The organism is Azospirillum mesophilum (assembly GCF_053470405.2).
Genome location: NZ_JBPXMQ020000018.1, coordinates 52,948 through 76,401, shown reverse-complemented (window position 1 = coordinate 76,401; position 23,454 = coordinate 52,948). Strand labels below are relative to the sequence as shown.

Sequence of the window (23,454 nt, the reverse complement as noted above, 5' to 3'; positions counted from 1 at the left end):
CCTCAGTCGGGAATCAGGTCGCTGGTGGCGAGGCCGGCGCGGCGCTGCTGCGCCACGGCGCGGACGTCGTCCACCGGATCCTGGGTCAGCGGGTCCAGATAGTCGGGGTCGATGCGGCTGGCGATGACGAAGCGGACGCACCAGTCGGGGTCGCGCACCAGGGCGGACAGCTTTTCCGGCGGCAGGCGTTGGGCGACGACCATGCGCACGCGGTTGCTGTCGTCCCAGGCCATGCTCATCAGCCAGTCGAGACCGATGCGCTGCGCCACCTCCAGCCGAACCTCCGGGTCGTCGTCATGCATCATGGCCGGCAGCATGCCTTCGGGCACGCGCTTGGCGACGCGCAGGCGCACGGAATAGTCGGGGTCGCGCATCAGCGGGGCGAGGTCGGCGTCCTCCAGCCGGGTGGCGACGGCGATGCGCACCTCGCGGTCCGGGTCGTCGCGCAGCTTCAGCAGCAGCCGGCGGGGCAGGCGCCGCGCGATCGAGGCGCGCACCGTCTCGTCCGGGTCCTCCATCAGGCGCGGGATCAGGAAGATCGGGGCGTAGCGCGCGGCGTTGGCGCGGACCTCGAAATAGGGATGGTCCAGATGCTCGCCCGCCAAGTCCTCGTTCCACTGGAAGAAGCGCTGGATGCGCTTGGCGTAGCGGTCGTGGACGCAGGCGCGCAGCGGTTCGCAGCGCCCGTCGGTCAGGCGATCCTGGTGCGGACAGTCGCCGCAGTTGATCGGCCGGCCGAGCCAGTCCAGCGCGTTGTCGATGTCGTCGCTCATGCGTCGTCGTCCTCCCGCCCGTGACGGTCGGCGACCTCCAGCAGGCGCGCGGCGCCGAATTTGTCCTTGGGGTCGAGGTCCCTGACCTTGCCGAGGGCTTCCCGACCTTCGGCCATGCGGCCGAGGCGCAGCAGCAGGTAGCCGACCGCGGTCAGGGAAAACAGGAACAGGCGCGGCGCCGGGTCCAGGCCGGTGAAGTCGCCGTGATCCTTTCCCACAACGCGCCAGTCGGCGTGGTTCAGGCCAATGGCCGCCATGGCGTGGCCGAGCATCCGCTCGCCGTAGACCAGCGCCTCGTCCAGGTTCGCCTTGTAGAAATGGAATTTGTAGTGGCCGAGATCGACCAGCCGGTGCCCCGGCGCCAGCGCGGCGGCTTCGGCAAGGTGGCGCTGGGCGACTTCGCCGTCGGCGTAGCTGGCGGCGGCAAGATGCAGGAGCCGCTCCGCCTCGGGCGGCAGGTCGCCGCCGTAGTAACGGCGGTTGAGCCAGCCTTCATCCACCTCGTCCAGCATGGCGGTGCTCCCGCGACGGAAACCCTCTCCCCCGGAGGGGAGAGGGGTAGAAGGCGCAGATCAGGCCGGGACGCAGCAGTCGGCCGGGCAGACCGAGGCGCACTGCGGGCTGGAGAACTGGCCCTTGCACTCGGTGCAGGTGGCCGGGTCGATGGCGTAGGCGCCCTTCTTGAAGCTGATCGCGTTGTTCGGGCACTCGGCCTCGCAGGCGCCGCAGGCGGTGCAGTCGGAAGCCTTGATCTTGTAAGCCATCGTTCTCTCCTCGGATGAAGGGCGGCTGTTGCGGTGGGCCGCCGGTTAAGGTCGTGACGTGCCGTCTCAGGCCCGGCGCGCGGTGAAGGCGCCGGTGCGGATCACCGCATCCTGGCCCGCGCGGGAGTTGACGGCACCTTGGCTCAGTCGCTCGGCATAGTCCTTGAAGTAGGTCAATGCCGACTCTTCGATGTATTCGAAGGCGAAGCGGTCCACCGGCTCGATGCCCGCCGCTTCCAGCTTCTTGGACGGGCAGCCGCCGACCTTGGCGACGAACACCGCCGCGCAGTCGTTGATCGCCGACAGCACGCTGTCCAGCGCGTCTTCGTCGCCGGAGCCGCCTTCGCAATACTGGTCCACGCGGCGGTGGCCGACGAACCGCGCGCCCTTCGGCCCGACCTCGTAGATCTGGAATTCCTTGGCGTGGCCGAAGTGCTCGTTGATGCGCTCGCCGCCCTTGGTGGCGACGGCGATCAGGATCGGCTGCACCTCCGTGCCCACCGTGTCCACCACGTCGGCCTGGGCGGCGGCCTTGGCGGCGTGGCGCCCGGCGCGCTCGGTCTCCACATGCTCGCGGTAAGTGCGGGCGGCCTCGTCGTCGTAGTCGACCTCGCCCATCGCCTTGATCCGGTCGAGCGTGAACTCGGCCCCGCGGTCCTCGCCCAGCAGGCCGACCGCGTCGGCGCGGCACTGGCGGCAGTGGCGCATCAGCTTCACGCCGCCCTCGCACTGGTCCTGCAACGCCTTCAGTTCCTGCGCGGTCGGGCCGCGCTGGCCGGTCAGGCCGAAGTGGGTGCCGTGCGCCGGGTCGGAGATCAGCGGCATGATGTTGTGCAGGAAGGCGCCGCGCGCCTTGACGGCCTTGTTGACCTCCAGCAGGTGCTCGTCGTTGATCCCAGGGATCATGACGGAGTTCACCTTCACCAGAATGCCGCGCGCCGTCAGCATCTCCAGGCCGAGCATCTGGCGCTCGTGCAGGATCTTGGCGGCGTCCAGCCCGGTCCAGCGCTTGTGGTCGTGGAAGATCCACGGGTAGATGTGCTGCCCGACCTCCGGATCGACCATGTTGATGGTGATCGTGACGTGGTCGATGTTGTAGTTCGCGATGGTGTCCACATGGTCCGGCAGGGCAAGGCCGTTGGTGGACAGGCACAGCTTCAGGTCCGGCGCCTTCTTCTGCAGCATCTCGAACGTCTTGAAGGTGTTCTTGCCGCTGGCGGCGAGGCTGTCGCCGGGGCCGGCGATGCCGATGACGGAGAGCTGCGGGATTTCCTTGGCGACCGCGAGGATCTTCTTGAGCGCCTGGTCGGGGGTCAGCTTCTCGGAGACCACGCCCGGACGGCTCTCGTTCGAGCAATCGTACTTGCGGTTGCAGTAATTGCACTGGATGTTGCAGGCCGGCGCCACGGCGACGTGCATGCGGGCGAAGTAATGGTGCGCCTCTTCGGAGTAGCAGGGGTGGTTCTTGACCTTCTCCCACACCTCCGGCGACAGGTCGGCCGGTCCGTCGGACGATCCGCAGGACGAGGATGCGCAGCCGGACGCGGCCGGCGCCGACACCGGCGCTTCAGCGGAGGCCTTCAGCTCACCCAGGCCCAGGATGCTGTCGAGCGAAATCACGTTGCCCATCGTCCACTCCTTCCCTGCCGCGCCGTTGGCGCTGTGGCCTGCCGCGCCATCGGCGCATCGGTCCCCCTGGCAATAGCAAGTTCGGGGCCAGTTTCGGGAATGATGGAAAATCAGTGGCTTGCGGCGTTTTGTCGGCTCTGTGGCCTGTGTCGGCATTGCGACAAACGGGGCGGGGTGTCGGGGAACCGACAAGCCGCCGTCCACTCGTGCCGCAGAGGCGCGACAGCGACGATCGGTGGATAATATTTCCCGTTGTCACACGACAGCATGCGGTCGGTGCCATCTTTTGCGGGTGTGACGTTTCCGTGATTGTCAAAATCAGAGTGCTTGGTCATGGTGCGGCAACTCTGTCTTGCAGGCCGCAGGTGTGCTTATGCCCGAGGCGTTTCTTCGCTGGTTTCCGCTCGTTTGTATGGTCTATTTCCAGGTTGCGACGATCTTGCGGCTGTGGTGGCTGCGCAAGCACACGGGCGTGAACGCGATGGAGTTCGAGCCGGGCGACAACGCGCACACCTTTCTCGGCCTCTACTTCAAGGGCGTGGTGGCCTTCACGTCCGTCTATGTCCTGGCGCGGGCGGTCTGGTGGCCCGGCCTGGATCTGGAACTGGGCTACATTCCCGGCATGGCGGCGTTGGGCGCGGCGGGGGGCGGCCTGCTGCACTGGCTGGGGTTCGCGGGCATGATCGTCGCCGCGGTGGCTATGACGGTCGGGCACCACACCATGGGGCGGTCCTGGCGCATCGGCGTGGACCTCGGCCGCAAGACCGACCTGGTCACCTCCGGCCCGTTCCGCATCTCCCGCAACCCGATCTTCGGCGGTGTGGCCGGCTACGCCATCGGGCTGTTCATCCTGGCTCCGACCGCCGTGTCGCTGGCCATCATGGTGTCCTACCTGCTGAGCATCAACGTGGCGGTGCGGCTGGAGGAGGAGCATCTCGCCAACCTCCACGGCGACGTCTACCGGCAATACCGCCAGCGCGTCCGCCGCTGGATCTGAGGCACGGTGGTCTCCGGCGACTCCTGTAAACCTCAGGCCAGTTCGCCGCGGAAGGCGACGACGTGGTCCTGGTCGGCGTTCAGCGGTTCGGCGCCGAAGCCGATCAGGCCGCTGCCGACCAGCTTGGTGGAATCGCGGCGCAGCACCACGGGCACCGATTCACCTGTGCGGATGAAGGTGCCGTTGGTCGAGTGGTCCGCCAGGATGAAGCTTTCGCGGCTGAAGTCGATCACCGCGTGCTGGCGCGAGGTCTGGCGCGACAGGATGCGCAGGCCGCTGCTCTCTTCCCGTCCGACCGTCACGCGCGGCAGAAGGCGGCTCATCGCCACGACCGTGCCCCGGTAGGTCAGGTTCAGGGTCAACATCCCGTGCTCTTCCTGCCGGTTCGACACGGTCAGGCCGATGGTGGTGCTCTCCACCGCGTCCTCCGCCTCCTCCGTGGAGCGGATCTGGTGGACGCGGATGGGCAGGGACTTGCCTTTCACCGATACGCTGTTCAGCAGCCGGCACTTGCGGTGGAGCGCCGGCGTCAGCCGCTGCACCAGATCGTCGGTCGCCAGGATCTCGCCGGGGCGGGCGATGGCTTCCACGCGGGCGGCGACGTTGCAGGCATCCCCGTACAGATCCTCCTTGCCCTGGACGACCGGCCCGAAATGGATGCCGGCGCGCAGGCGCAGCCGGTAGGCGTCCTGCTGTTCCATCATGGTCAGGGCGGAGCGGGCGGAGTCGTCCGCCGTCGGAAAGGCGGCGAGCAGCCCGTCGCCCAGGCTCTTGATCACCGTGCCGCCGTTGGCCTCGATGATCAGGCGCAGGTGCGCCAGCACCTTCTGCGCCAGCGCGGCGGCGTGCAGGTTGCCGACGCGCTCGTACAGCTGGGTGCTGTCGGCGATGTCCACAAACAGAAGCGCGAGGGATCGTTCCATCTCGTGCAAAAGCCGGTCCTGCCTGTCCAGCGGGTTGCGTCCTTCCGGTCCCGCGTCGCGCGGGCCGGCCCCGGCGAGTCATAGCACAACCGGCTAGGTCTGTCCCAGCATCGCGGCTCGCCGGCTCGAACCCCTCAATCCAAAATCAGAACCGTTTGATCTCGATGTTGTATTTGCGCAGCGCGTAGCTGACCTGGCGGGTGGTCATCCCCAGCAGGCGGGCGGCCTTGGCCTGCACCCAGCCGGTGCGTTCCATGGCCCACAACAGCCGGTCGCGCAGGCTGCCGGACTCCGGCTCGTCCAACGGAACCTCCGGGGCGGGTGCGGGCGTGCTCCCGGCGGGCTTGGCCGCGGGGGCGGCGCCCGCCGGCTCCGGCGGGGGCAGCGGGATGAGCGGCACCGGGGCCGCGGGCTGGGCGGCGCCGCACACCGGCGAGGGGCCGGAGGCGCAGCCCGACGCGCAGGCCGGCCAGCCGGACCCGCCACCCGCCGGTTCCGGCATCGGCATGGCGGGCTGGAGGGGGGAGGGGGCCTTGGCGGCGGCCGGCTGCGGAGCCGCCGGGGCGGCCGGGCGCGACGGATTGTTCGTCGGGGCGCCCATGGACGGGGCGAGCCCGCCGACCGACGACCCCAAGGTGCGGTACTGGAACAGGATCGAGGAGTTGCAGAGATTCTGGCTGCAGGACAGGGCGTCGGGGCGGATGACGCCGTCGCGGCACTGGGTCGCCGCGCGCTCGATGCAGTTCTCCAGCTCGCGCACGTTGCCGGGCCATGTGCAGCGGTTCAGAACCTCCAGCGCCTCGTTGTCGATGGTCAGGTTCATGCCGTTGTCCTTGCCGAACTTCGCGACGAAGTGGCGGGCCAGCGGGCCGATGTCCTGGCGCCGCTCGCGCAGGGGCGGCAGGTGGATGGTGACGACGTTGATGCGGAAATAGAGGTCGGCGCGGAACTTGCCGTGGCCGACCGCCTCCTCCAGGTTCAGGTTGGTGGCGCAGATCAGGCGGACGTCGGTCTTGATGGTCTTGGACCCGCCGACCCGCTCGAACTCCTGCTCCTGCAGCACGCGCAGCAGCTTCGCCTGGAAGTTGGGGGAGATGTCGCCGATCTCGTCCAGGAACAGGGTGCCGCCGGACGCCAGCTCGAACCGGCCCTTGTGGTCCTTCTGGGCGCCGGTGAAGGCGCCCTTCTCGTGGCCGAACAGTTCCGATTCCAGAAGTGATTCGGGCAGGGCCGCGCAGTTCACGCGGATGAAGGGCGCCTCCTTGCGGGGCGACATGTTGTGGATGGCGCGCGCGATCAGCTCCTTGCCGGTGCCACTTTCGCCGCGGATCAGCACGGTGGACTTGAAGGGCGCGACCCGGTGCACCTGGGCCATCACCTCCAGCATGTTGGGGCTGGTGCAGACCACGTCGTTGATCGGGGCGGCGATCGGGCGCAGTTCCTTCTGCATGCGGAAGGTTTCCCGCATCATGAAGCGGCGTTCCTCCGCCACGGTGCGGTGCAGGCGCACAGTCTGGCCGATCAGGTTGGCGACCATGGTCAGGAAGCGCACGTCGCTGCCGAAATGGCCCTTCGGTCCCTCGTCCGAGATGCGGTCGATGGTCAGGACGCCGATCACCGCGCCCGCCGCCTTGATCGGCACGCCGACCAGCGAGGCCACCTGCTCGTCCAGATCGTCGCGCCCGCCGGTGCGGTTCAGGAACAGCGGCTCTTCGGCCAGATTGGGCACGACCGCGGGCATGCCGGTCTTCAGGATGCGGCCGGTGATGCCCTCGCCGTCGCGGAATTCGATCTGGGAGACGGCGTCGTTGGACAGACCGTTGGCGGCGACCAGCCGCAGCACGTTGTCCTCGCCCACCAGATAGACGCGGCCCCGGTGCATCTGAAGCTGGTAGGCCAGCGCCCGCAGCACCTCGCGCAGGGTCTGCTGCAGGTCGAGGGAGGAACCGAGAATCTTGCTGACCTCATAGATCGTCAGCAGTTCCAGGTTCGACGTGGACTGGCGCATGGCACCCGGCATGATCGACACCCCCAGCTCATCCGGAATCCGGAACGTCCCGCGATGCCTCGCGCGTCGTCCATAAGGTTCCGGCACGGCGCCTCGAACCTTTCCTCCCGGGTGGGGTGCGCGCTCCTTGGGCCGGCGCTTTTGACCACCGCATTGTCCGCTCGGCGGACTGTCTAAAGTGTCTGAGACATTGGGTCGAAAGGCAAGCCCTTTTGCATAGGAATTGTTGCGACGCACAATGACCTTCGTCCGTGGCAAGCTGTCGCAAGCGCCCGGGAAGCGCCCGACTCCGCTGGACGTTTCGGGCTAACTATGATAATAACCGACCAGTCAGTTATTTGCCGGTGCGTGAGCCCGCCATGCCGGACGAGGACGCCTCACCCCCACGCTGGCGCCGCCGGAAGGACGCCCGCCCGCAGGAAATCGTCGACGCCGCGCTGGACGTGTTCGGCGAACGCGGCTTCGCCGCCGCAAGGCTGGACGACGTGGCCGCCCGCGCCGGGGTCAGCAAGGGCACGCTCTATCTCTACTTCCCGAACAAGGAAGAGCTGTTCAAGGCGGTGGTCCGCGCCGCCATCCTACCGAACCTGGAACTGGCGGAGCGCCGGCTGGCGGAGGCGCGGGGAGCGAGCTTTCCCATCCTGGAAGCGCTGCTGACCATCATGGCCGAGCGCATCCTGCGCACCAAGGCCGGGGCGATCCCCAAGCTGATCATCGCGGAGGCCGGCAACTTCCCCGACCTCGCCCGCTTCTATTACGACGAGGTGATTCGGCGCGCCTTCGCGCTGGTGTCGGCGGTGCTGGCGCGCGGCGTGGAGAGCGGCGAGTTCCGGCCCGTCGACATCGACGCCACCGTCCGCCTCGTCGTCGCGCCCATGCTGATGAGCGCGCTCTGGCGCTCCACCTTCGAAGCGCTGGAAGGCCGCCCGCTCGACCTGCCGGGGCTGTTGCGCGCCCACCTCGACCATCTGCGCCGCGCGCTGGCCCCGGAGCCGCGGGCGGAGGGAGGCCCCGCGCCATGAGCTGGATGTCGGACACGCTGGCCGCCCTGGCGGTCGCGCTGGGGCTCGGCGGATCGAACGCGGTGCCGCTCGCCCACGGCTATGCGGAGGGGGAGTATCTGCGCATCGCCGCCCCGGCCTCCGGCACGCTGGACACGCTGGCGGTCACGCGCGGCGGGCGCGTGGCGGCGGGCGCGCCGCTGTTCGCGCTGGACCTGACCTCCGCGCGGGCAGAGCGCGACCGGCTGGCCGCCGCCCTGTCCCAGGCGCGGGCGCAGCTCGCCGACTTGCGCAAGGGCAAGCGCCCGGACGAGCTGGCGGTCGTCGCCGCGCAGAAGGCGCAGGCCGAGGCGGCGCTGCGCTATTCCGCCATCGATCTGGAACGGCAGCAGACGCTGGTGGCGCGCAAGGTCAGCTCCGACGACCGGCTCGACACCGCCCGCGCCGCCTACGACCGCGACCGCGCGCGTCTGGCGGAGCTGAACGCGCAGCTTGCCGTGTCGAACCTTGCGGCCCGGCCCGACCAGCTCCGCGCCGCTGAGGAGGCGGTCGCCCAGGCCGAGGCGGCGCTGGCCCAGGCGGAAAAGCGGCTGGCCGAGCTGGCGCCTCTGGCCCCGGCCGACGCCCTGGTGGAGGACACGCTGTTCAACCCCGGCGAATGGGTCCCGGCGGGCTCTCCCGTGGTGTCGCTGCTGCCCTTCGGAAACGGCAAGCTGGTGGTCTTCGTGCCGGAGCCGCTGATGAACCGCGTCAAGCCGGGGGACGCCGTGCGCGTGCGCTGCGACGGCTGCCCGCCCGGCCTGACCGCGCGCGTCACCTACGTCTCCCCGCGCGCGGAATACACCCCGCCGGTCATCTACAGCGTCGGCAGCCGCGAAAAGCTGGTCTTCCGCATGGAGGCGAAGCCGGAGGGCGGAGCCGCGCTGAATCCCGGCCTGCCGGTGGATGTGGAGTTGCCGCGGTGACTCCGGAACCCGCCATCGACGTCCACAACCTTGTGAAGCGGTTCGGCGCCAAAACGGTCGTGGATGACTTTTCGATCCGGGTCGGGACGGGGCAGATCTTCGGCTTCCTCGGGCCGAACGGGTCGGGGAAGACGACGACCATCCGCATGCTCTGCGGGCTGCTGACGCCCGACGCGGGGGAGGGCACTTGCCTTGGCCTGAACATCCGAACCCAGAGTGCGGCGATCAAGCGGCAGGTCGGCTACATGACCCAGAGGTTCAGCTTCTGGGAGGATCTGAGCATCGCCGAAAACCTGGACTTCGTCGCCCGCATGTACGGTCTGCCCGACCGCAAGCATCGGGTTGCGGCGGCGCTCGACCGGCTGGGCCTCGCCAACCGGCGGGCGCAGTTGGCGGGGCAGCTCTCCGGGGGGTGGAAGCAGCGTCTGGCGCTGGCCGCCTGCATCCTGCACGAGCCGAAGCTGCTGCTGCTGGACGAACCGACGGCCGGCGTGGACCCCAAGGCCCGGCGGGAGTTCTGGGACGAAATCCACCACCTTGCCCAAGACGGCCTGACCGTTCTGGTCAGCACCCATTACATGGACGAGGCGGAGCGCTGCCACGAGATCGCCTATCTCGCCTACGGCAGGCTGATGACGCAGGGGACGGTGGACGCGGTGATCGCGCGGTCCGGCCTCGTCACGCGGGAGGTCGCGGCGACTTCGGGGAATGGCGGGGAACTCGGCCGGGTCGCGGCGGAGCTGAAGGAAAAACCGGGGGTGGAGATGGTGGCGGCCTTCGGCGCCCGGCTGCACGTCAGCGGCACCGACGCGGCGGCCCTGGATCGGGCGCTGGCACCCTTGGTGTCGTCAGCGGCGTCGTCAGCGGGCCTGCGCGTGGAGGCGACCAAGCCGTCGCTGGAGGATGTATTCATCCACCTGATGGGCCGCAGCACGGACAACTTCCAATGAGCGTCCGCCATGACACGGCGAAGGCGGGAAAGCCCGCCGGGAGGAGGCGGCCCCCAGCCCCGGATCGGGGTGGAGGCCGCGTCGCATCACTCGGTGACGGCGGTGGTGACGCCGGTGCTCTTGTTCCAGCGCAGCGTCAGCTTGGAGATCTGGCAGAGGTTCAGGTTCTCCCAAACCGCCGTCTCGCCGTCGTCGTAGGCGACCTTCATGTCCCAATTGCAGGTCTTCTCGCCCTTGGCGAAGGCCAGCTCGAAGGACTCGCCGTCGTTCAGGATGTCGCGGCCCAGGACGTCTTCGTCCCAGCTGTTGCTGTGGGACTCGCTGACATAGATGTGCTTCAGCGCGTAGCCGGTCTTGTTGAGGATGGTGAAGTCCTGCTGGCCGGCCTGGGCCGCACCATGGACGAGGAACAGGGCGGCGGCGGCAACCGAAACCTTGGCAAGAATGGCCTTCACGGATTTTCTCCTAACGAAAGAGGTATGCTGTTGGGAGGGTGTCGGCGATACGCTGGCTCTGTCAACGCATTTGCACAAATTAACCAAACATTTCAGCAGCCCTTTGTTTCCAGTTTTAAATATTGCACCCGAAGATTGGGTTGGAGGATGCAATGGCCTATTTCTCATTGACACGTTTCGTTGCAGTCATGGTCAAAGAATTCATCCAGATGCGCCGCGACCGGCTGACCTTCGCCATGATGGTGGGGGTGCCGATCCTGCAATTGATCCTGTTCGGCTTCGCCATCAATTCCGACCCCAAGCATTTGCCCACCGCCGTTCTGACCGCCGACGACAGCGCCTTTTCGCGCACGCTGGTCGCGGCCATGGCCAACTCCGGCTATTTCGACGTGACCCGCGCCGCGTCGGGCGAGGATGACCTGAACCGCATGCTGGCGGAGGGGGAGGTGCAGTTCGCCGTCACCATCCCCGTGGGCTTCGCCCGCGACCTGCAGCGCGGCGCCCGGCCCGTTCTGCTGGTGGAGGCCGACGCGACCGACCCGGCGGCGACCAGCAACGCCATCGCTGCGCTGATGACGATCGCGCGCCAGGCGCTCGACCCCGATCTGACCGGGCCGCTGCGCGGCCTGCGCGCCACGCCCGATCCCATCGAGCTGCGCATCCACCGCCGCTACAACCCGGAGGGCATCACCCAGTACAACGTCGTCCCCGGCCTGATGGGGGTGGTGCTGACCATGACCATGGTGATGATGACCGCGCTGGCCGTCACGCGCGAGCGGGAGCGGGGCACCATGGAAAACCTGCTGGCCATGCCGGTCCGCCCGTTCGAGGTGATGCTGGGCAAGATCGTGCCCTTCATCCTGGTCGGCTACGTGCAGGTGATCATCATCGTTCTGGCGGCGCGGGCGCTGTTCGGGGTGCCCATCGTGGGCAGTCTGACGCTGTTGTCCACGGTGCTGATCCTGTTCATCGCCGCCAACCTCGCGGTGGGCTTCACCTTTTCCACGGTGGCGAAGAACCAGCTTCAGGCCATGCAGATGTCCTTCTTCTTCTTCCTGCCGTCGATGCTGCTGTCGGGCTTCATGTTCCCGTTCCGCGGCATGCCCGGCTGGGCGCAGGCGGTTGGGGAAGTGCTGCCGCTGACCCATTTCCTGCGCATCGTCCGCGGCATCCTGCTGAAGGGCAACGGCCCGGCCGAGATCGCGGGGGAGGTGGCGTCCCTGCTGGTCTTCCTCGCCGTCGTCACCGTCCTCGCGCTCAAACGCTACCGGCAGACACTCGACTAGAGCTTGGCAGTGGTAATACAAATGGGCTGTGACACCAGCGTGAGCCTCACTTTTCGTTAATAATCCTTCGCTTTAATCTTCGCCATTGGCTGCGGTTGGGGGTTTCGATGCGGCGCTTGGCGGTGGGAATGCTGGTCGCGGGCTTGGTCGCGTCAACCCTGGCGGGAAGCGCGGAGGCCAAGCCGCACAAGAAGAAGCACACGCCGCCCGCGCCCAACTCCATCGCCTGGAGTCAGGTGAGCGGCCCGTCCTCCGGCCCGGCGCAGTCCATCGGCGGGTACGCCGCCGGCTGCATCGCCGGCGCGCAGCCCCTGGCGGGCGAAGGGGCCGGCTATCAGGTCATCCGGATGTCGCGCCAGCGTTACTACGGCCATCCGGATCTCGTCGATTACCTGAAGGACTTCGGGCGCAAGGTCGCCGCGGCGGGGCTGGGCAGCGCGCTGGTCGGCGACATGGGACAGGCGCGCGGCGGCCCGATGAGCTTCGGCCACGCCAGCCACCAGATCGGGCTGGACGCCGACATCTGGCTGCGGCTCGACTTGGCACCCATGGGGCGCAACGCGCGCGAAGGCCTGACCGAAATCAAATACGTCGATTACGACCGCATGCGCGTCACCGCCGACTGGTCGGACCGGCAGGCGAACCTGATCCGCATCGCCGCCAGCGACCCGCGCGTGGCGCGCATCTTCGTCAACCCGGCCATCAAGCTCGCCATGTGCCGGCACAACTGGCCGAATCGCGACTTTCTGCGCAAGCTGCGCCCCTGGCACGGCCACGACGGGCACATGCACATCCGCCTGAGCTGCCCGGCCAACAGCCCGCAGTGCGAGGAACAGCGCGACATCCCCGACGGCGACGGCTGCGGCGATGAACTGGAAAGCTGGCTCGAATCGGCCTCCCCGGCGGTGGAGACGCACAACGGAAAGCCCCAGCCGCGCTATGTCAACATGCCGCCGGCCTGCCAAAGCGTCCTGCGCGCAAACGGAACGCGCGTTGCCTCCGTGGACAGCAACCAACAAGAGAAGGCGGTGCGGTGACGTGTCGCCCTGTTTTGCACTTGCATGCTATTAAGGCCTGATTAACCTAAGGGATGGACGCTTTCGCGTGACGGGCGAACTGTTTTTGCAGCCGCCACCGAAAGATTGTTTCGTTCAGCCTCCGGGGCAGGCACGATGGCGATGACCGAGAAGCACGACGACAACGCGGGTGCGCCCCGTCTCAACCTCAAAACCCGCCTCCACGCGTGGTGGGAGGGCTACGACCTGTCCGGCCTGAAGGCGAAGAAGGGCGAGGAGGAACACCCCCAGCCCGCCGCCCAGCCGCAGGCCTCGGTGCCGGACCACGGGCCGGGCGTCAACCGCTGGGGCAAGCCGCTGTGGACCGCCACGCGAATCGAGGTGGCGGAGAAGCTGTGGGGCGAGGGCTTCAACACGCCGGGCGGGCACGACCACATCCCCTATCTGGTGAAGCCGCTGGGCCTGAATCCGGCCATGAGCGTGCTCGACCTCTCCGCCGGGCTCGGCGGGACCAGCCGCACCATGGCGGCCAAATACGGCTGCTGGGTCACCGGGCTGGAGGCGTCGGAAATCCTCGCCAAGGAGGGCATGGTCCGCTCCTTCAAGGAGGGGCTGGAGAAGAAGGCGGCGATCGAGACCTACGACCCGGAAAACTTCAGCTATCACAAGCGCGTGGACGCCATCGTCTACAAAGAGGGCATGTTCTCCGTCCGCAACAAGGACAGCATGTTCGACGGGATGGAGTTGGCGCTGAAGCCGCGCGGCCATCTGCTGATGACCGATTACGTCGTCGATCCGTCCGTGGCCGGCGCCCGCGCCATCCAGCTCTGGTGCGACCGGGAACCGATGCAGCCGCACCTCTGGTCGAAGGAGTCCATGGCCGCCGCTTTCGCCCAGCGGAACCTGGACCTGCGCATCGCGGAGGACATCACCGACACCCACCGCCACCTGATCGTCTCGGCCATCCAGGGGCTGGTGGAGCATCTGGAGCGCCACCACCTGGACCACGGCACCAAGCTGGCCGTCATGGACGAGGTGGAGATGTGGGTGCGCCGCGTCGCCGCCATCGAAGCCGGCATGAAGGTCTACCGTTTCTATGCCCTGAAGCCGGCGGAATAAGGGGGAAGAAACGCACCGGTTCATCACAACCTCGACGGTGACAGGGGCGGTTGACAGGGTGGGTGCGCCGCACTATGGTGCGCGCCTTCGATCGAGCCGCCGACCGACCAGGATGAAGAACTATGAAGATCGTTAACTCGCTCAAGTCGATGAAGACGCGCCACAAGGCCTGCCGCGTGATCCGCCGCAAGGGCCGCGTCTACGTCATCAACAAGCAGAACCCGCGCTTCAAGGCCCGCCAGGGCTGAGAAGGGGCAAGCGGCCGGGCATCGCCTCGGCCGCCGGACCACCTGGGTTTCTCGCAAGAGCCGCGCCTTCGGGCGCGGCTCTTGCGTTTTGGCGATTCAGACCAACTTGTCTCCTTCCCGCCGGCGGTGCTACCACTGGCAATGGAACGCCTCCGGAACCAACCGGGGCGAACAATCGGGGGAGGAGGCCGGCCATGAAGATGCCCGTGCCCGACGCCGGCGTCATCGGGCGCCGCCGCGAGATCGTCAGCGCGCTCCGCGCCATCGTGCCCGGCGAGGGCGTGATCGTCGACGAAAGCGAACTGCGCGCCTATGAATGCGACGGGCTGACCGCCTATCGCCAGCTTCCCATGGTCGTCGTGCTGCCCAGCACGACCGAGCAGGTGAGCCAGGTGCTCAAGACCTGCAAGGAGATGGGCGTCAAGGTCGTGCCGCGCGGGGCCGGAACCTCGCTGTCCGGCGGAGCCTTGCCGCTGGCCGACGGCGTGCTGCTCGGCATGGGCAAGTTCAACCGCATCCTCGACATCGACTTCGCGAATCGCTGCGTGGTGACCCAGCCGGGGGTGACGAACCTCGGCATCTCCAACGCGGTGGCTCATGAGGGCTTCTATTACGCGCCCGACCCCAGCAGCCAGATCGCCTGCACCATCGGCGGCAACATCGCGGAGAATTCCGGCGGCGTGCACTGCCTGAAATACGGGCTGACCACCAACAACGTGCTGGGCGTGGAGATGGTGCTGATGGACGGCACCATCCTCCGGCTGGGCGGCAAGCATCTGGACGCCGGCGGCTACGACCTGATGGGCGTCATCACCGGATCCGAAGGGCTGCTGGGCGTGGTGACGGAGGTCACCGTGCGCATTCTGAAGAAGCCGGCCACCGCGCGCGCCGTGCTGATTGGCTTCCCGACCAGCGAGCAGGGCGGCGACTGCGTGGCCGCCATCATCGCGGCCGGCATCATCCCCGGCGGCATGGAGATGATGGACAAGCCGGCCATCCACGCGGCGGAGGACTTCGTCCACGCCGGCTACCCGCTGGATGTGGAAGCCCTGCTGATCGTCGAACTCGACGGCCCGGCGGCGGAGGTGGACCACCTGATCGAGCGGGTGGAGGCGATCGCCAAGGACAAGGGCGCCTGCTACTCCCGCATTTCCACGTCGGAGGAGGTGCGGCTGTCCTTCTGGGCCGGGCGCAAGGCCGCCTTCCCGGCGGTGGGCCGAATCAGCCCCGACTATTACTGCATGGACGGCACGATCCCGCGCAAGGCGCTGCCGCTGGTGCTCCATCGCATGAACGAGATGTCGGAAAAGCACGGGCTGCGCGTCGCCAACGTCTTCCACGCGGGCGACGGCAACCTGCACCCGCTGATCCTCTACGACGCCAACAAGCCCGGCGAGCTGGAAAAGGCGGAGGAATTCGGCAACGACATCCTGCGCCTGTGCGTCGAGGTCGGCGGCGTGCTGACCGGCGAGCATGGCGTGGGCGTGGAAAAGCGCGACCTGATGAACGACCAGTTCGCGCCGGTGGACCTGGAGCAGCAGCAGCGCATCAAATGCGCCTTCGACCCCGAGGGTCTGCTGAACCCCGGCAAGGTCTTCCCGACGCTGCATCGCTGCGCCGAGCTTGGCCGCCTGCACGTCCACAAAGGGGAACTGCGCTTCCCCGACATTCCCCGTTTCTGAGGGGCGCATTCACATGACCGTCACCACCTTCAAGCCCGAGACGGCCGCCCAGGCCGCCGAAGCCGTGCGCTGGGCGCTGTCGGAAGGGGAGCCGCTGGACGTCACCGGCACCGGCTCCAAGCGCGGGCTCGGACGCCCGATGCAGACCGCCTACACGCTGGACCTGTCCGGCCTCAACGGCGTCGTGGCGTACGAGCCGGAAGAACTCGTTCTGACCGCCAAGGCCGGCACGCCGATGGCCGTCATCCTGCCCATGCTGGCCGAACGGCGCCAGCAGCTGGCCTTCGAGCCGCAGGATTTGGGGCCTCTGTTCGGCCAGCCGGCGGGGCAGGGGACGCTCGGCGGCGTGCTCGCCTGCGGGCTGGCCGGCCCGCGCCGCATCAGCGCCGGCTCGGCGCGGGACCACGCGCTGGGCATGGAGGGCGTCAACGGCCGCGGCGAGGTCTACAAGGGCGGCGGCAAGGTCGTGAAGAACGTCACCGGCTACGACGTGCCCAAGCTGATGGCCGGCTCCTTCGGCACGCTGACCGCGCTGACCGAGGTGACCGTGAAGGTGCTGCCCGCGCCCGAGGACACGCGCACGCTGGTCCTGACCGGCCGTGACGACGCGGCGGCGGTCGAGGCCCTGACCCGCGCGATGCAGAGCCCCTATGAGGTGTCGGGCGCCGCGCATCTGCCGGCGACCGTGGCGGCGCGGTCGGGCGTGCGCAACGTGGCCGGGGCGGGTGCCCCGGTGACGCTCGTCCGGCTGGAGGGCTTCGGTCCGTCCGTCGCGGCGCGCGTCGCCGCACTGAAGGAGGAACTGGGCGCGGACGGGGTGCTGGAGCGGGAGGACTCGCTGGCGGTTTGGCGGGAGGTTCGGGATGTGTCGTACTTCTGCCCCCTCCCTAACCCTCCCCCGCTTCGCGGTGGAGGGGACTTTGGCGATGTGGCGGCAGCTCCCTCTCCCGCGCCAGCGGGGGAGGGTTGGGGAGGGGGCAATGGCGCTTCCCACATCTGGAAGCTCTCCGTCCCACCCTCCGACGGCCCGCGCGTGGCCGCAGCCATCCGCGAAGCCCTCGACGCCGATCTCTTTTTCGACTGGGGCGGCGGCTTGATCTGGGTGGCGGCGCTGCCCAATTCCGACGCCGCGCGGTCGATTCGCGGCGCGCTGAACGGCTCCGGCCACGCCACGCTGGTGCGGGCGCCGGAGGACGTGCGCGCCTCGGCCGACGTGTTCCACCCGCTTGCCGCACCGCTGATGGCGCTCAGCCGTCGCGTGAAGGAAAGCTTCGATCCCCGCGGCATTCTCAGCCCAGGCCGCATGTACGCGGGGGTGTGAGGGAACCCATGCAGACGAATTTCAGCCTCGCCCAGCTCGCGGATGCCGATTACCGGGATTCCGAGTCCATCCTGCGCAAGTGCGTGCATTGCGGCTTCTGCACGGCGACCTGCCCGACCTATGTCCTGCTCGGCGACGAGCTGGACAGCCCGCGCGGCCGCATTTACCAGATCAAGGACATGCTGGAGAAGGGGGGGCCGCCCACCGACCAGCAGGTCAAGCACGTCGACCGCTGCCTGTCCTGCCTGTCCTGCATGACCACCTGCCCGTCGGGCGTGCATTACATGCACCTCGTCGATCACGCCCGCGCCCACATCGAGACGACCCACGCCCGCCACCCGGCCGACCGGGCGATCCGGAACCTGCTGGCCCACCTGCTGCCGAACCCGAAGCTGTTCCGGCTGGCGCTGCTCGGCGCCTGGGTTGGCAAGCCCTTCGGCGGGGTGCTGCCGGGGCGGCTGCAAGCGTTGCTGAAGCTGGCGCCGAAGTCCGTGCCGGGGCCGAGCTACAGCGACCGGCCCGGCGTCCACCCGGCGGAAGGCGCGCGCAAGAAGCGCGTCGCGCTGCTGATCGGCTGCGCGCAGCAGGTGCTGGCGCCGCAGATCAACGAGGCGACCATCCGCCTGCTGAACCGGCATGGGGTCGAGGTGGTGGTGGCGAAGGGGGCGGACTGCTGCGGCGCGCTGACCCACCACATGGGTCGGCAGGACCTCGGCCACGCCTCCGCCAAGAAGACCATCGACGCCTGGATCGGCGAAATGGATGGGGCCAATGGGGATAATGGGGGCCTGGACGCCATCATCATCAACGCGTCCGGCTGCGGCACGGCGGTGAAGGACTACGGCCATGTCTTCCGCGAGGACCGCGACTATGCGGAGAAGGCCAAGCGCGTGGCCGCCATCACCCGCGACGTGACGGAGTTCCTGACGGAGATCGGTTTGACCGAGCCGGTGGTGGAGACCGGGCAGGCCATCGCCTACCACTCCGCCTGCTCCATGCAGCACGGGCAGCGCATCAAGGACCCGCCGCGCAACCTGCTGCGCGCCGCCGGCTTCCAAATCCGGGAGATCCCGGAGGGGCATATCTGCTGCGGCTCGGCCGGCACTTACAACATGCTCCAGCCGGAAATCGCGGTGCAGCTGCGCGACCGCAAGGTCCGCAACATCGAGAGCACCGGGGCCGACGCAGTCTCCGCCGGCAATCTCGGCTGCATCACGCAGATCGGCACCGGCACCGACCTGCCCATCGTCCACACGGTGGAGCTTCTGGACTGGGCGACCGGCGGCCCGATGCCCGACGCGCTGAAGGGCAACCCGGCCTTCCCGCAGAGGCCGCGGGCGCCCGCCGGGACCATGCGGGCGGCGGAGTAGGCCGCCCTTCCGCTTGGCCTTTCCCCACCGCACGGCTACGCTGGCGGTGACGGAACGACGGGGCGCGATGTGAGCATTGAGGCCGGGGAGTATGGGATCGGGCGCCGGTTGTCGGCCTGGGCAGTGCACGCCTTCACGGCGAGCGGTGTGGTTCTGGGGCTGCTGGCCCTCCTCGCCGCCGTCGGCGGGGACGCCAAGGCGTGCCTGGGCTGGCTGGGGCTCGCGCTGGTCGTGGACGGGGTGGACGGCACGCTGGCCCGCCGCGCTTCAGTGAAGGAGGTGCTGCCGGGCATCGACGGCTCGGTGCTGGACCTCGTCATCGACTATCTGACCTACGTGGTCGTGCCGGCGGTGTTCCTGCACCGCTTCGCCCTGCTGCCCGACGGGCTGGGCGTGGCGCTGGCCGCGTGGGTCATGATGACCTCGCTCTACTGCTTCTCCAACACGGGCATGAAGAGCGGCGACAACTACTTCGTCGGCTTCCCGGCGATCTGGAACGTCGTCGCGCTCTATCTGTGGCTGCTGGGGCTGAACCCCTGGATCAACGCCGCCGTGGTGGTGGTGCTGGGACTGCTGACCTTCACGACGGTGAAGTTCCTGCACCCTTTCCGCGTCCGCCGCTGGATGCGCCTGAACCTGCTGATGAGCGCCGCGTGGCTCGCCTCCAGCGCGGCGCTCGTCGCCCTGTACCCGGACCGGCCGGCCGTGCTCTGGGCGGTGTGGCTGGTCAGCAGCGCCTATTACGCGGCGGTCTGCGCCTGGAGGACGCTGCGCGGGCCGATGGAGGCGTAGCGGGTCCGCCGCAGTCCTACTTGGCGTCCTGCTTGGCCTCGCGGGCTTTCTGTTCGATGGCCTCACCGGCGTTTTCAAGCATCCGGCCGGCCTTGGCGGTGGCGTCCTTCGCCGCTTCTCCGGCGCGTTCGGCGGTCTGGTCCACCGCCCGCCCGATCTCCTGCCCGGTCTTCTCCGCCGACTGCTGGTCGTCGCACGCCGCCACCAGCGGCAGGGTCAGCAGCGACAGGGCGAGGGCGGCAGCGCGCGTCATGTGACTTCGAGGCATCGAACCCTTCTCCGATCGTTTCCGATGGAGAAGGAACGCTTCGCGTGGGCGAAGGTGCCCAAACGGTGTCACCTTCGCCCTCTTCCCAACCCGCGCTTACCTCCGGCCGATCAGAACTGCTCCTCGCTCAGCGCCATGACCGTCCGATGCGCGGTCAGGATCGGCAGCAGCAGGCCCGGCGCCTGGGCCAGGATCTGCTCCGCGTAGAAGCGGGCGGTGACCAGCTTGGCTTCCAGGAAGGAGGCGTTGGCGCCCGGCTGGCGCAGGGACTCCATCGCCTTGGCGGCGGACAGGGCCAGCATCCAGCCGCCGGCCACGGTGCCCCACAGCTTCAGGTAATTCGCGGCACCGGCGGCGGCGGCGCGCAGGTCGCCGTCGGCCTGGGTCTTCACCACCCACGCCACCGCCTGTTCCAGCGCGTCAAGGCCGGCGGCGAGGTTGCTGCGGATCGCCTCCATGTCGTCGCCGGGGACGCTCTCCAGTTCCTTCACCGTGGCGCGCATCTCCGCGATGAAGCTGCGGGCCGACTCGCCGCCGTCGCGGCCGGTCTTGCGGAAGGTCAGGTCGTTGGCGTGGATGCCGTTCGTGCCTTCGTAGATCGGGGTGATGCGGGCGTCGCGGTAATGCTGGGCCGCCCCCGTCTCCTCGATGAAGCCCATGCCGCCGTGGATCTGCAAGCCGGTGGAGGCGACCTCGCAGCCGATGTCGGTGCTCCAGGCCTTCACGATGGGCGTCAGGATGTCCACGCGGGCCGTGGCGGCGGCGCGCACCCCGGCGTCCTCATGGTGGCGGGAAACGTCCAGTTGCGTGCCGGCGTAGAGCGCCAGCGCGCGGGCGGCTTCCGTCTTCGCGCGCATGTCCAGCAGCATGCGGCGCACGTCCGGATGGCGGATGATGGCGACGCCGGAGCCCTTCGGGTCGGCCAGATCCTTGCTCTGCACACGGGACTTGGCGTAGTCGCGGGCCTGCTGGTAGGCACGCTCGGCAATCGCCACGCCCTGGATGCCGACGCCCAGGCGGGCGTTGTTCATCATGGTGAACATGTACTCGATGCCGCGGTTCTCCTGGCCGACCAGATAGCCGACGGCGCCGCTGTTGTCGCCGAAAGCCATGACGGCGGTCGGGCTGGCCATGATGCCCAGCTTGTGCTCCAGGCTGGCGCAGCGCAGGTCGTTGCGCTCGCCGGGCGTGCCGTCCTCCTTCAGCAGGAACTTCGGCACGATGAACAGGCTGATGCCCTTGATGCCCGGAGGAGCGTCGGGCAGGCGCGCCAGGACCAGATGGATGATGTTCTCCGTCAGGTCGTGCTCGCCGTAGGTGATGAAGATCTTCTGGCCGGTGATGCGGTAGGTGCCGTCGTCCGCCCGCACCGCCCTGGTGCGCACGGCCGCGAGGTCGGAGCCCGCCTGCGGCTCCGTCAGGTTCATGGTGCCGGTCCACTCGCCCGCGATCATCTTGGGCAGGTAGGTCTGCTTCTGCTCCGCGCTGGCGTGCTCGGTCAGCAGGTCCACGGCCCCCTGGGTCAGCAGCGGGCACAGGCCGAAGGACAGGTTGGAGGCCTGCCACATCTCGTTCACCGCGAAGGCCACCGTCCAGGGCAGTCCCTGGCCGCCGTAGTCCGGCTCGAACGGCAGGCTGTTCCACCCGCTTTCGGTGAACTGGCTGTAGGCCTCCTTCCAGCCGGTGGGCGTGCGGACGACGCCGTTCTCCAGCCTGGAGCCTTCCTTGTCGCCGACCCGGTTCAGCGGCGCCAGCACGCCCGAGGCGAACTTGCCGGCTTCCTCCAGCACGGCGTCCACCAGATCGGGGGCGGCCGATTCGCAGTTCGGCAGAGCGGCGACCTTGGCGAGCCCGACGACCTCGTTGAGGACGAAGCGCAGGTCATCGACCGGAGCGGTGTAGGGAATCATGGCTGGTGCGGCCTCCCGGGACCCATTTGTGCGGAAATGGTTTGGTGTGTGCGGTTTGGTGCGCGCGGGTTGATGCGCGCGGTTCGTTTGGGCGTGCTTTACGCGCGCGTCAACCATACCGTACCGAATGGCCCAAGGCGAGTGCCGCAAGCGTGGGTGGTTCTGCCGTCTGGGTTGCGGCGGGGACAGCGCGCCTGCGACGCAGCCCGGCGGGGCGGAAGTTGGCATCCCTGTTGCAATGCTTCCGCAGCACCGTTCAGAGGGGGCCGTCCCATGACCATCACCACCGCCTTCGCCCGTCAGGCCGAAACCGCCGTCCAGGCGGGAAAGACCGTGCGCGGACCGGCCAATGTGGAGGCCGCGGTCCGGAACGCCAGCGCCAAGACCGGGGTCGATTTTTCCTACCTCATGGAAAAAGCTGCCGTGGAAAGCGGGTTCCGCACGGACGTGAAGTCCTCCTCCTCCTCCGCGACGGGGCTCTACCAGTTCATCGACAGCACGTGGCTGACCACGCTGCGCGACCATGGCGCGGACCACGGGCTGGGCAAATACGCCGACGCCATCCAGACGCGCGGCGACGGGCGCCCCTACGTCACCGATCCGGACATGAAGAAGGAGATCCTGGATCTGCGCAAGGACCCCAACGTCTCCGCCCTGATGGCGGCGGAGTTCACGCGCGACAACAAGGAGTATCTGGAGGAAACGGTCCAGGGGAACCGCAAGATCGGCTCGACGGAGCTGTACCTTGCCCACTTCCTGGGGGCGGGCGGGGCCTCGAAGTTCCTGAACGCCATGCAGGACAACCCGAATCGTCAGGCGAAGGAACTGTTCCCCGAAGCGGCGGCCGCCAACAAGGCCGTGTTCATGGACAAGGAGACGGGGAAGGGCAAGTCGCTGAAGGACATCTACGACCGCTTCGCCTCCAAGTTCGCGGAGAACCCCTACGCCGACTTCGCCCCGGCGCAGACGGTGATGGACCGCGTCCGCCGGCAGGACATTCCCGACGGCTTCACCACCCAGGTCCCGAGCATCCCTCAGAAGGCGCTGAACGGGACGCCGCTGTCGATCTACCATGTGCTGGCGCTGAACGCGCTGGAAACGCCGGACGAGGTGGACAGCATCACCGGCAAGCCGTCGCGCGAAAAAGCCCAGCGCGGCGAGAAGGACCACCGCCGCATGCGCGACGATCCGGTGCGCACTGAACAGTCGGACCAGATGGGCTTGGGGATGGGGCTTGGCCTGACCAAGGTGGTCGGGCAGGGCGCGGACGCCGCAGCCACGACCGCGCAGTAATCGAAGGGTCTACAGGGAGCCGAGCCGGGCGCGCGCGTCCTCGGCGATGGCCTCGAAGACCCGGCGGTCGCCGGGCATCAGCGCGTCGGGACGCAAGAGCCGCCGCGCCTCGAACCGCAGCCCGGCCTCGCGCGCCTCCGCCCCCGTGCCCCAGAAGGCCGGCGTCACGCGGTGGAAGGCCAGCCGTTCCAGCGGCGCTTGCAGGCGCACCTCCCGCAGGACGTTGGACAGGTCGAAGTCGATCAGACTCCGCCGGCCGCGCCCGGTCAGCACGATCCAAGCGTGGAAGGGAAAGGCCTCGGCCTCGTGCCGTTTCTGCTTCGGGTCGGGGATGCGCAGGTCGGTGCCGGCCGCCGGATAGCCGATCCAGCGCGGCCGTTTCGCGTGGGATTCCGTGCGGAACGCCACGCGCCCCAACGCCACCTCCGCCCGCCCGCAGCCCAGCCGCTCCAGCGCCATGGCCCCGGCGAAGGCAAAGTATTGGCAGCCGCCGAGTTGGTGGACATGGACCAGTTCCCGATGCAGCGGGTGGGCGGTCACCGCCTCGTGCAGCGCGCGGCGGATGCGCTCCTGCCTGGGCGGAAGTGCGCCGGTCGGCGGGACCTCCGTTCCGGCCTCGCCGAGCATCAGGCGCATCCACGCCGACATCGCCAGCAGCATCCCCGCGTCCCTTCCCGCAGCCTC

23 protein-coding genes are annotated in these 23,454 nt (G+C 68.4%); 13 read left to right on the top strand and 10 right to left on the bottom strand.

All coding sequences use genetic code 11. The features are described 5' to 3' along the window. Positions 1-2 precede the first annotated feature (2 nt). The 4 genes from ACSVC7_RS18405 to nifB form a co-directional block, all read right to left on the bottom strand. Positions 3-773 carry a 4Fe4S-binding leucine-rich repeat protein gene (locus tag ACSVC7_RS18405; RefSeq protein ID WP_448205752.1) on the bottom strand — a complete coding sequence of 257 codons (771 nt, stop codon included), beginning with the start codon at positions 771-773 and terminating at the stop codon, positions 3-5. Beyond that, the gene (locus tag ACSVC7_RS18400; RefSeq protein WP_448205753.1) at positions 770-1,285 is read right to left on the bottom strand and encodes a hypothetical protein; all 516 of its coding nucleotides are present in this window, start codon (positions 1,283-1,285) and stop codon (positions 770-772) included. Before ACSVC7_RS18400 ends, ACSVC7_RS18405 begins: the two co-directional genes overlap by 4 nt. 60 nt (positions 1,286-1,345) lie before the next feature. Beyond that, positions 1,346-1,537 carry a 4Fe-4S dicluster domain-containing protein gene (locus ACSVC7_RS18395; protein ID WP_209768180.1) on the bottom strand — a complete coding sequence of 64 codons (192 nt, stop codon included), beginning with the start codon at positions 1,535-1,537 and terminating at the stop codon, positions 1,346-1,348. Between the two features lie 66 nt (positions 1,538-1,603). Continuing rightward, complete coding sequence (nifB, locus tag ACSVC7_RS18390; protein ID WP_448205754.1) at positions 1,604-3,166, bottom strand: nitrogenase cofactor biosynthesis protein NifB; 1,563 nt, start codon at positions 3,164-3,166, stop codon at positions 1,604-1,606. A gap of 373 nt (positions 3,167-3,539) precedes the next feature. On the opposite strand from nifB, the gene ACSVC7_RS18385 reads away from it, so the two are divergent. After that, positions 3,540-4,163: a methyltransferase family protein gene (locus ACSVC7_RS18385; RefSeq protein ID WP_448205755.1), complete on the top strand. Its 624-nt coding sequence runs from the start codon at positions 3,540-3,542 to the stop codon at positions 4,161-4,163. A 32-nt stretch (positions 4,164-4,195) separates the two neighbouring features. Here the strand turns inward: ACSVC7_RS18385 and ACSVC7_RS18380 are convergent, their stop codons facing one another. Next, a complete protein-coding gene (locus tag ACSVC7_RS18380) occupies positions 4,196-5,086 on the bottom strand; it encodes an adenylate/guanylate cyclase domain-containing protein (protein WP_448205756.1) in 891 nt (296 codons plus the stop codon). A gap of 145 nt (positions 5,087-5,231) precedes the next feature. Next, on the bottom strand, positions 5,232-7,106 hold the full coding sequence (gene nifA, locus ACSVC7_RS18375) for a nif-specific transcriptional activator NifA (protein ID WP_448205757.1): 1,875 nt from the start codon (positions 7,104-7,106) through the stop codon (positions 5,232-5,234). Between the two features lie 347 nt (positions 7,107-7,453). Between nifA and ACSVC7_RS18370 the strand changes: the two genes are divergently transcribed. From ACSVC7_RS18370 to ACSVC7_RS18360, 3 genes are read left to right on the top strand one after another with little or no spacing between them, the layout of a single operon-like run. Further along, positions 7,454-8,116, top strand: a complete 663-nt coding sequence (locus tag ACSVC7_RS18370) for a TetR family transcriptional regulator (protein ID WP_448205758.1) — start codon at positions 7,454-7,456, stop codon at positions 8,114-8,116. Continuing rightward, positions 8,113-9,060 (top strand): HlyD family secretion protein, encoded by a 948-nt coding sequence (locus tag ACSVC7_RS18365; RefSeq protein ID WP_448205759.1) that lies wholly within the window; start codon positions 8,113-8,115, stop codon positions 9,058-9,060. Before ACSVC7_RS18370 ends, ACSVC7_RS18365 begins: the two co-directional genes overlap by 4 nt. After that, on the top strand, positions 9,057-10,010 hold the full coding sequence (locus ACSVC7_RS18360) for an ABC transporter ATP-binding protein (protein WP_448205760.1): 954 nt from the start codon (positions 9,057-9,059) through the stop codon (positions 10,008-10,010). The genes ACSVC7_RS18365 and ACSVC7_RS18360 overlap by 4 nt, the downstream gene beginning before the upstream one ends. 86 nt (positions 10,011-10,096) lie before the next feature. Here ACSVC7_RS18360 and ACSVC7_RS18355 read toward each other — a convergent pair whose 3' ends face one another. Further along, positions 10,097-10,465 (bottom strand): hypothetical protein, encoded by a 369-nt coding sequence (locus ACSVC7_RS18355; protein ID WP_448205761.1) that lies wholly within the window; start codon positions 10,463-10,465, stop codon positions 10,097-10,099. Positions 10,466-10,617: 152 nt separating this feature from the next. On the opposite strand from ACSVC7_RS18355, the gene ACSVC7_RS18350 reads away from it, so the two are divergent. The 8 genes from ACSVC7_RS18350 to pcsA all read left to right on the top strand — a co-directional run bounded on the left by ACSVC7_RS18350 (position 10,618) and on the right by pcsA (position 19,299). Then, a complete protein-coding gene (locus ACSVC7_RS18350) occupies positions 10,618-11,751 on the top strand; it encodes an ABC transporter permease (RefSeq protein ID WP_448205762.1) in 1,134 nt (377 codons plus the stop codon). 107 nt (positions 11,752-11,858) lie between these two features. Beyond that, the gene (gene mepA, locus ACSVC7_RS18345; protein ID WP_448205763.1) at positions 11,859-12,788 is read left to right on the top strand and encodes a penicillin-insensitive murein endopeptidase; all 930 of its coding nucleotides are present in this window, start codon (positions 11,859-11,861) and stop codon (positions 12,786-12,788) included. Between the two features lie 141 nt (positions 12,789-12,929). Continuing rightward, entirely contained in the window at positions 12,930-13,886 is a 957-nt protein-coding gene (locus ACSVC7_RS18340) for an SAM-dependent methyltransferase (protein WP_448205764.1), read from the top strand. Between the two features lie 122 nt (positions 13,887-14,008). Then, positions 14,009-14,134, top strand: a complete 126-nt coding sequence (ykgO, locus tag ACSVC7_RS18335; RefSeq protein ID WP_012973122.1) for a type B 50S ribosomal protein L36 — start codon at positions 14,009-14,011, stop codon at positions 14,132-14,134. A 194-nt stretch (positions 14,135-14,328) separates the two neighbouring features. Beyond that, positions 14,329-15,816, top strand: a complete 1,488-nt coding sequence (locus ACSVC7_RS18330) for an FAD-linked oxidase C-terminal domain-containing protein (protein ID WP_448205765.1) — start codon at positions 14,329-14,331, stop codon at positions 15,814-15,816. Between the two features lie 13 nt (positions 15,817-15,829). Further along, positions 15,830-17,137, top strand: coding sequence for an FAD-binding protein (locus tag ACSVC7_RS18325; protein ID WP_448205766.1), 1,308 nt, complete (start codon positions 15,830-15,832; stop codon positions 17,135-17,137). A gap of 8 nt (positions 17,138-17,145) precedes the next feature. Then, entirely contained in the window at positions 17,146-18,507 is a 1,362-nt protein-coding gene (glcF, locus tag ACSVC7_RS18320; RefSeq protein WP_448205767.1) for a glycolate oxidase subunit GlcF, read from the top strand. A 69-nt stretch (positions 18,508-18,576) separates the two neighbouring features. After that, a complete protein-coding gene (pcsA, locus tag ACSVC7_RS18315; RefSeq protein WP_448205768.1) occupies positions 18,577-19,299 on the top strand; it encodes a phosphatidylcholine synthase in 723 nt (240 codons plus the stop codon). 16 nt (positions 19,300-19,315) lie between these two features. On the opposite strand, the gene ACSVC7_RS18310 is transcribed toward pcsA, so the two are convergent. Together ACSVC7_RS18310 and ACSVC7_RS18305 are read right to left on the bottom strand one after the other, a co-directional pair. Further along, positions 19,316-19,567, bottom strand: a complete 252-nt coding sequence (locus tag ACSVC7_RS18310; RefSeq protein WP_448205769.1) for a hypothetical protein — start codon at positions 19,565-19,567, stop codon at positions 19,316-19,318. A 110-nt stretch (positions 19,568-19,677) separates the two neighbouring features. Continuing rightward, positions 19,678-21,477: an acyl-CoA dehydrogenase gene (locus tag ACSVC7_RS18305; protein ID WP_448205770.1), complete on the bottom strand. Its 1,800-nt coding sequence runs from the start codon at positions 21,475-21,477 to the stop codon at positions 19,678-19,680. A 273-nt stretch (positions 21,478-21,750) separates the two neighbouring features. Between ACSVC7_RS18305 and ACSVC7_RS18300 the strand changes: the two genes are divergently transcribed. Then, positions 21,751-22,770: a transglycosylase SLT domain-containing protein gene (locus tag ACSVC7_RS18300; RefSeq protein WP_448205771.1), complete on the top strand. Its 1,020-nt coding sequence runs from the start codon at positions 21,751-21,753 to the stop codon at positions 22,768-22,770. A gap of 9 nt (positions 22,771-22,779) precedes the next feature. On the opposite strand, the gene ACSVC7_RS18295 is transcribed toward ACSVC7_RS18300, so the two are convergent. Beyond that, a complete protein-coding gene (locus tag ACSVC7_RS18295; RefSeq protein WP_448205772.1) occupies positions 22,780-23,430 on the bottom strand; it encodes a hypothetical protein in 651 nt (216 codons plus the stop codon). Positions 23,431-23,454: the final 24 nt, after the last annotated feature.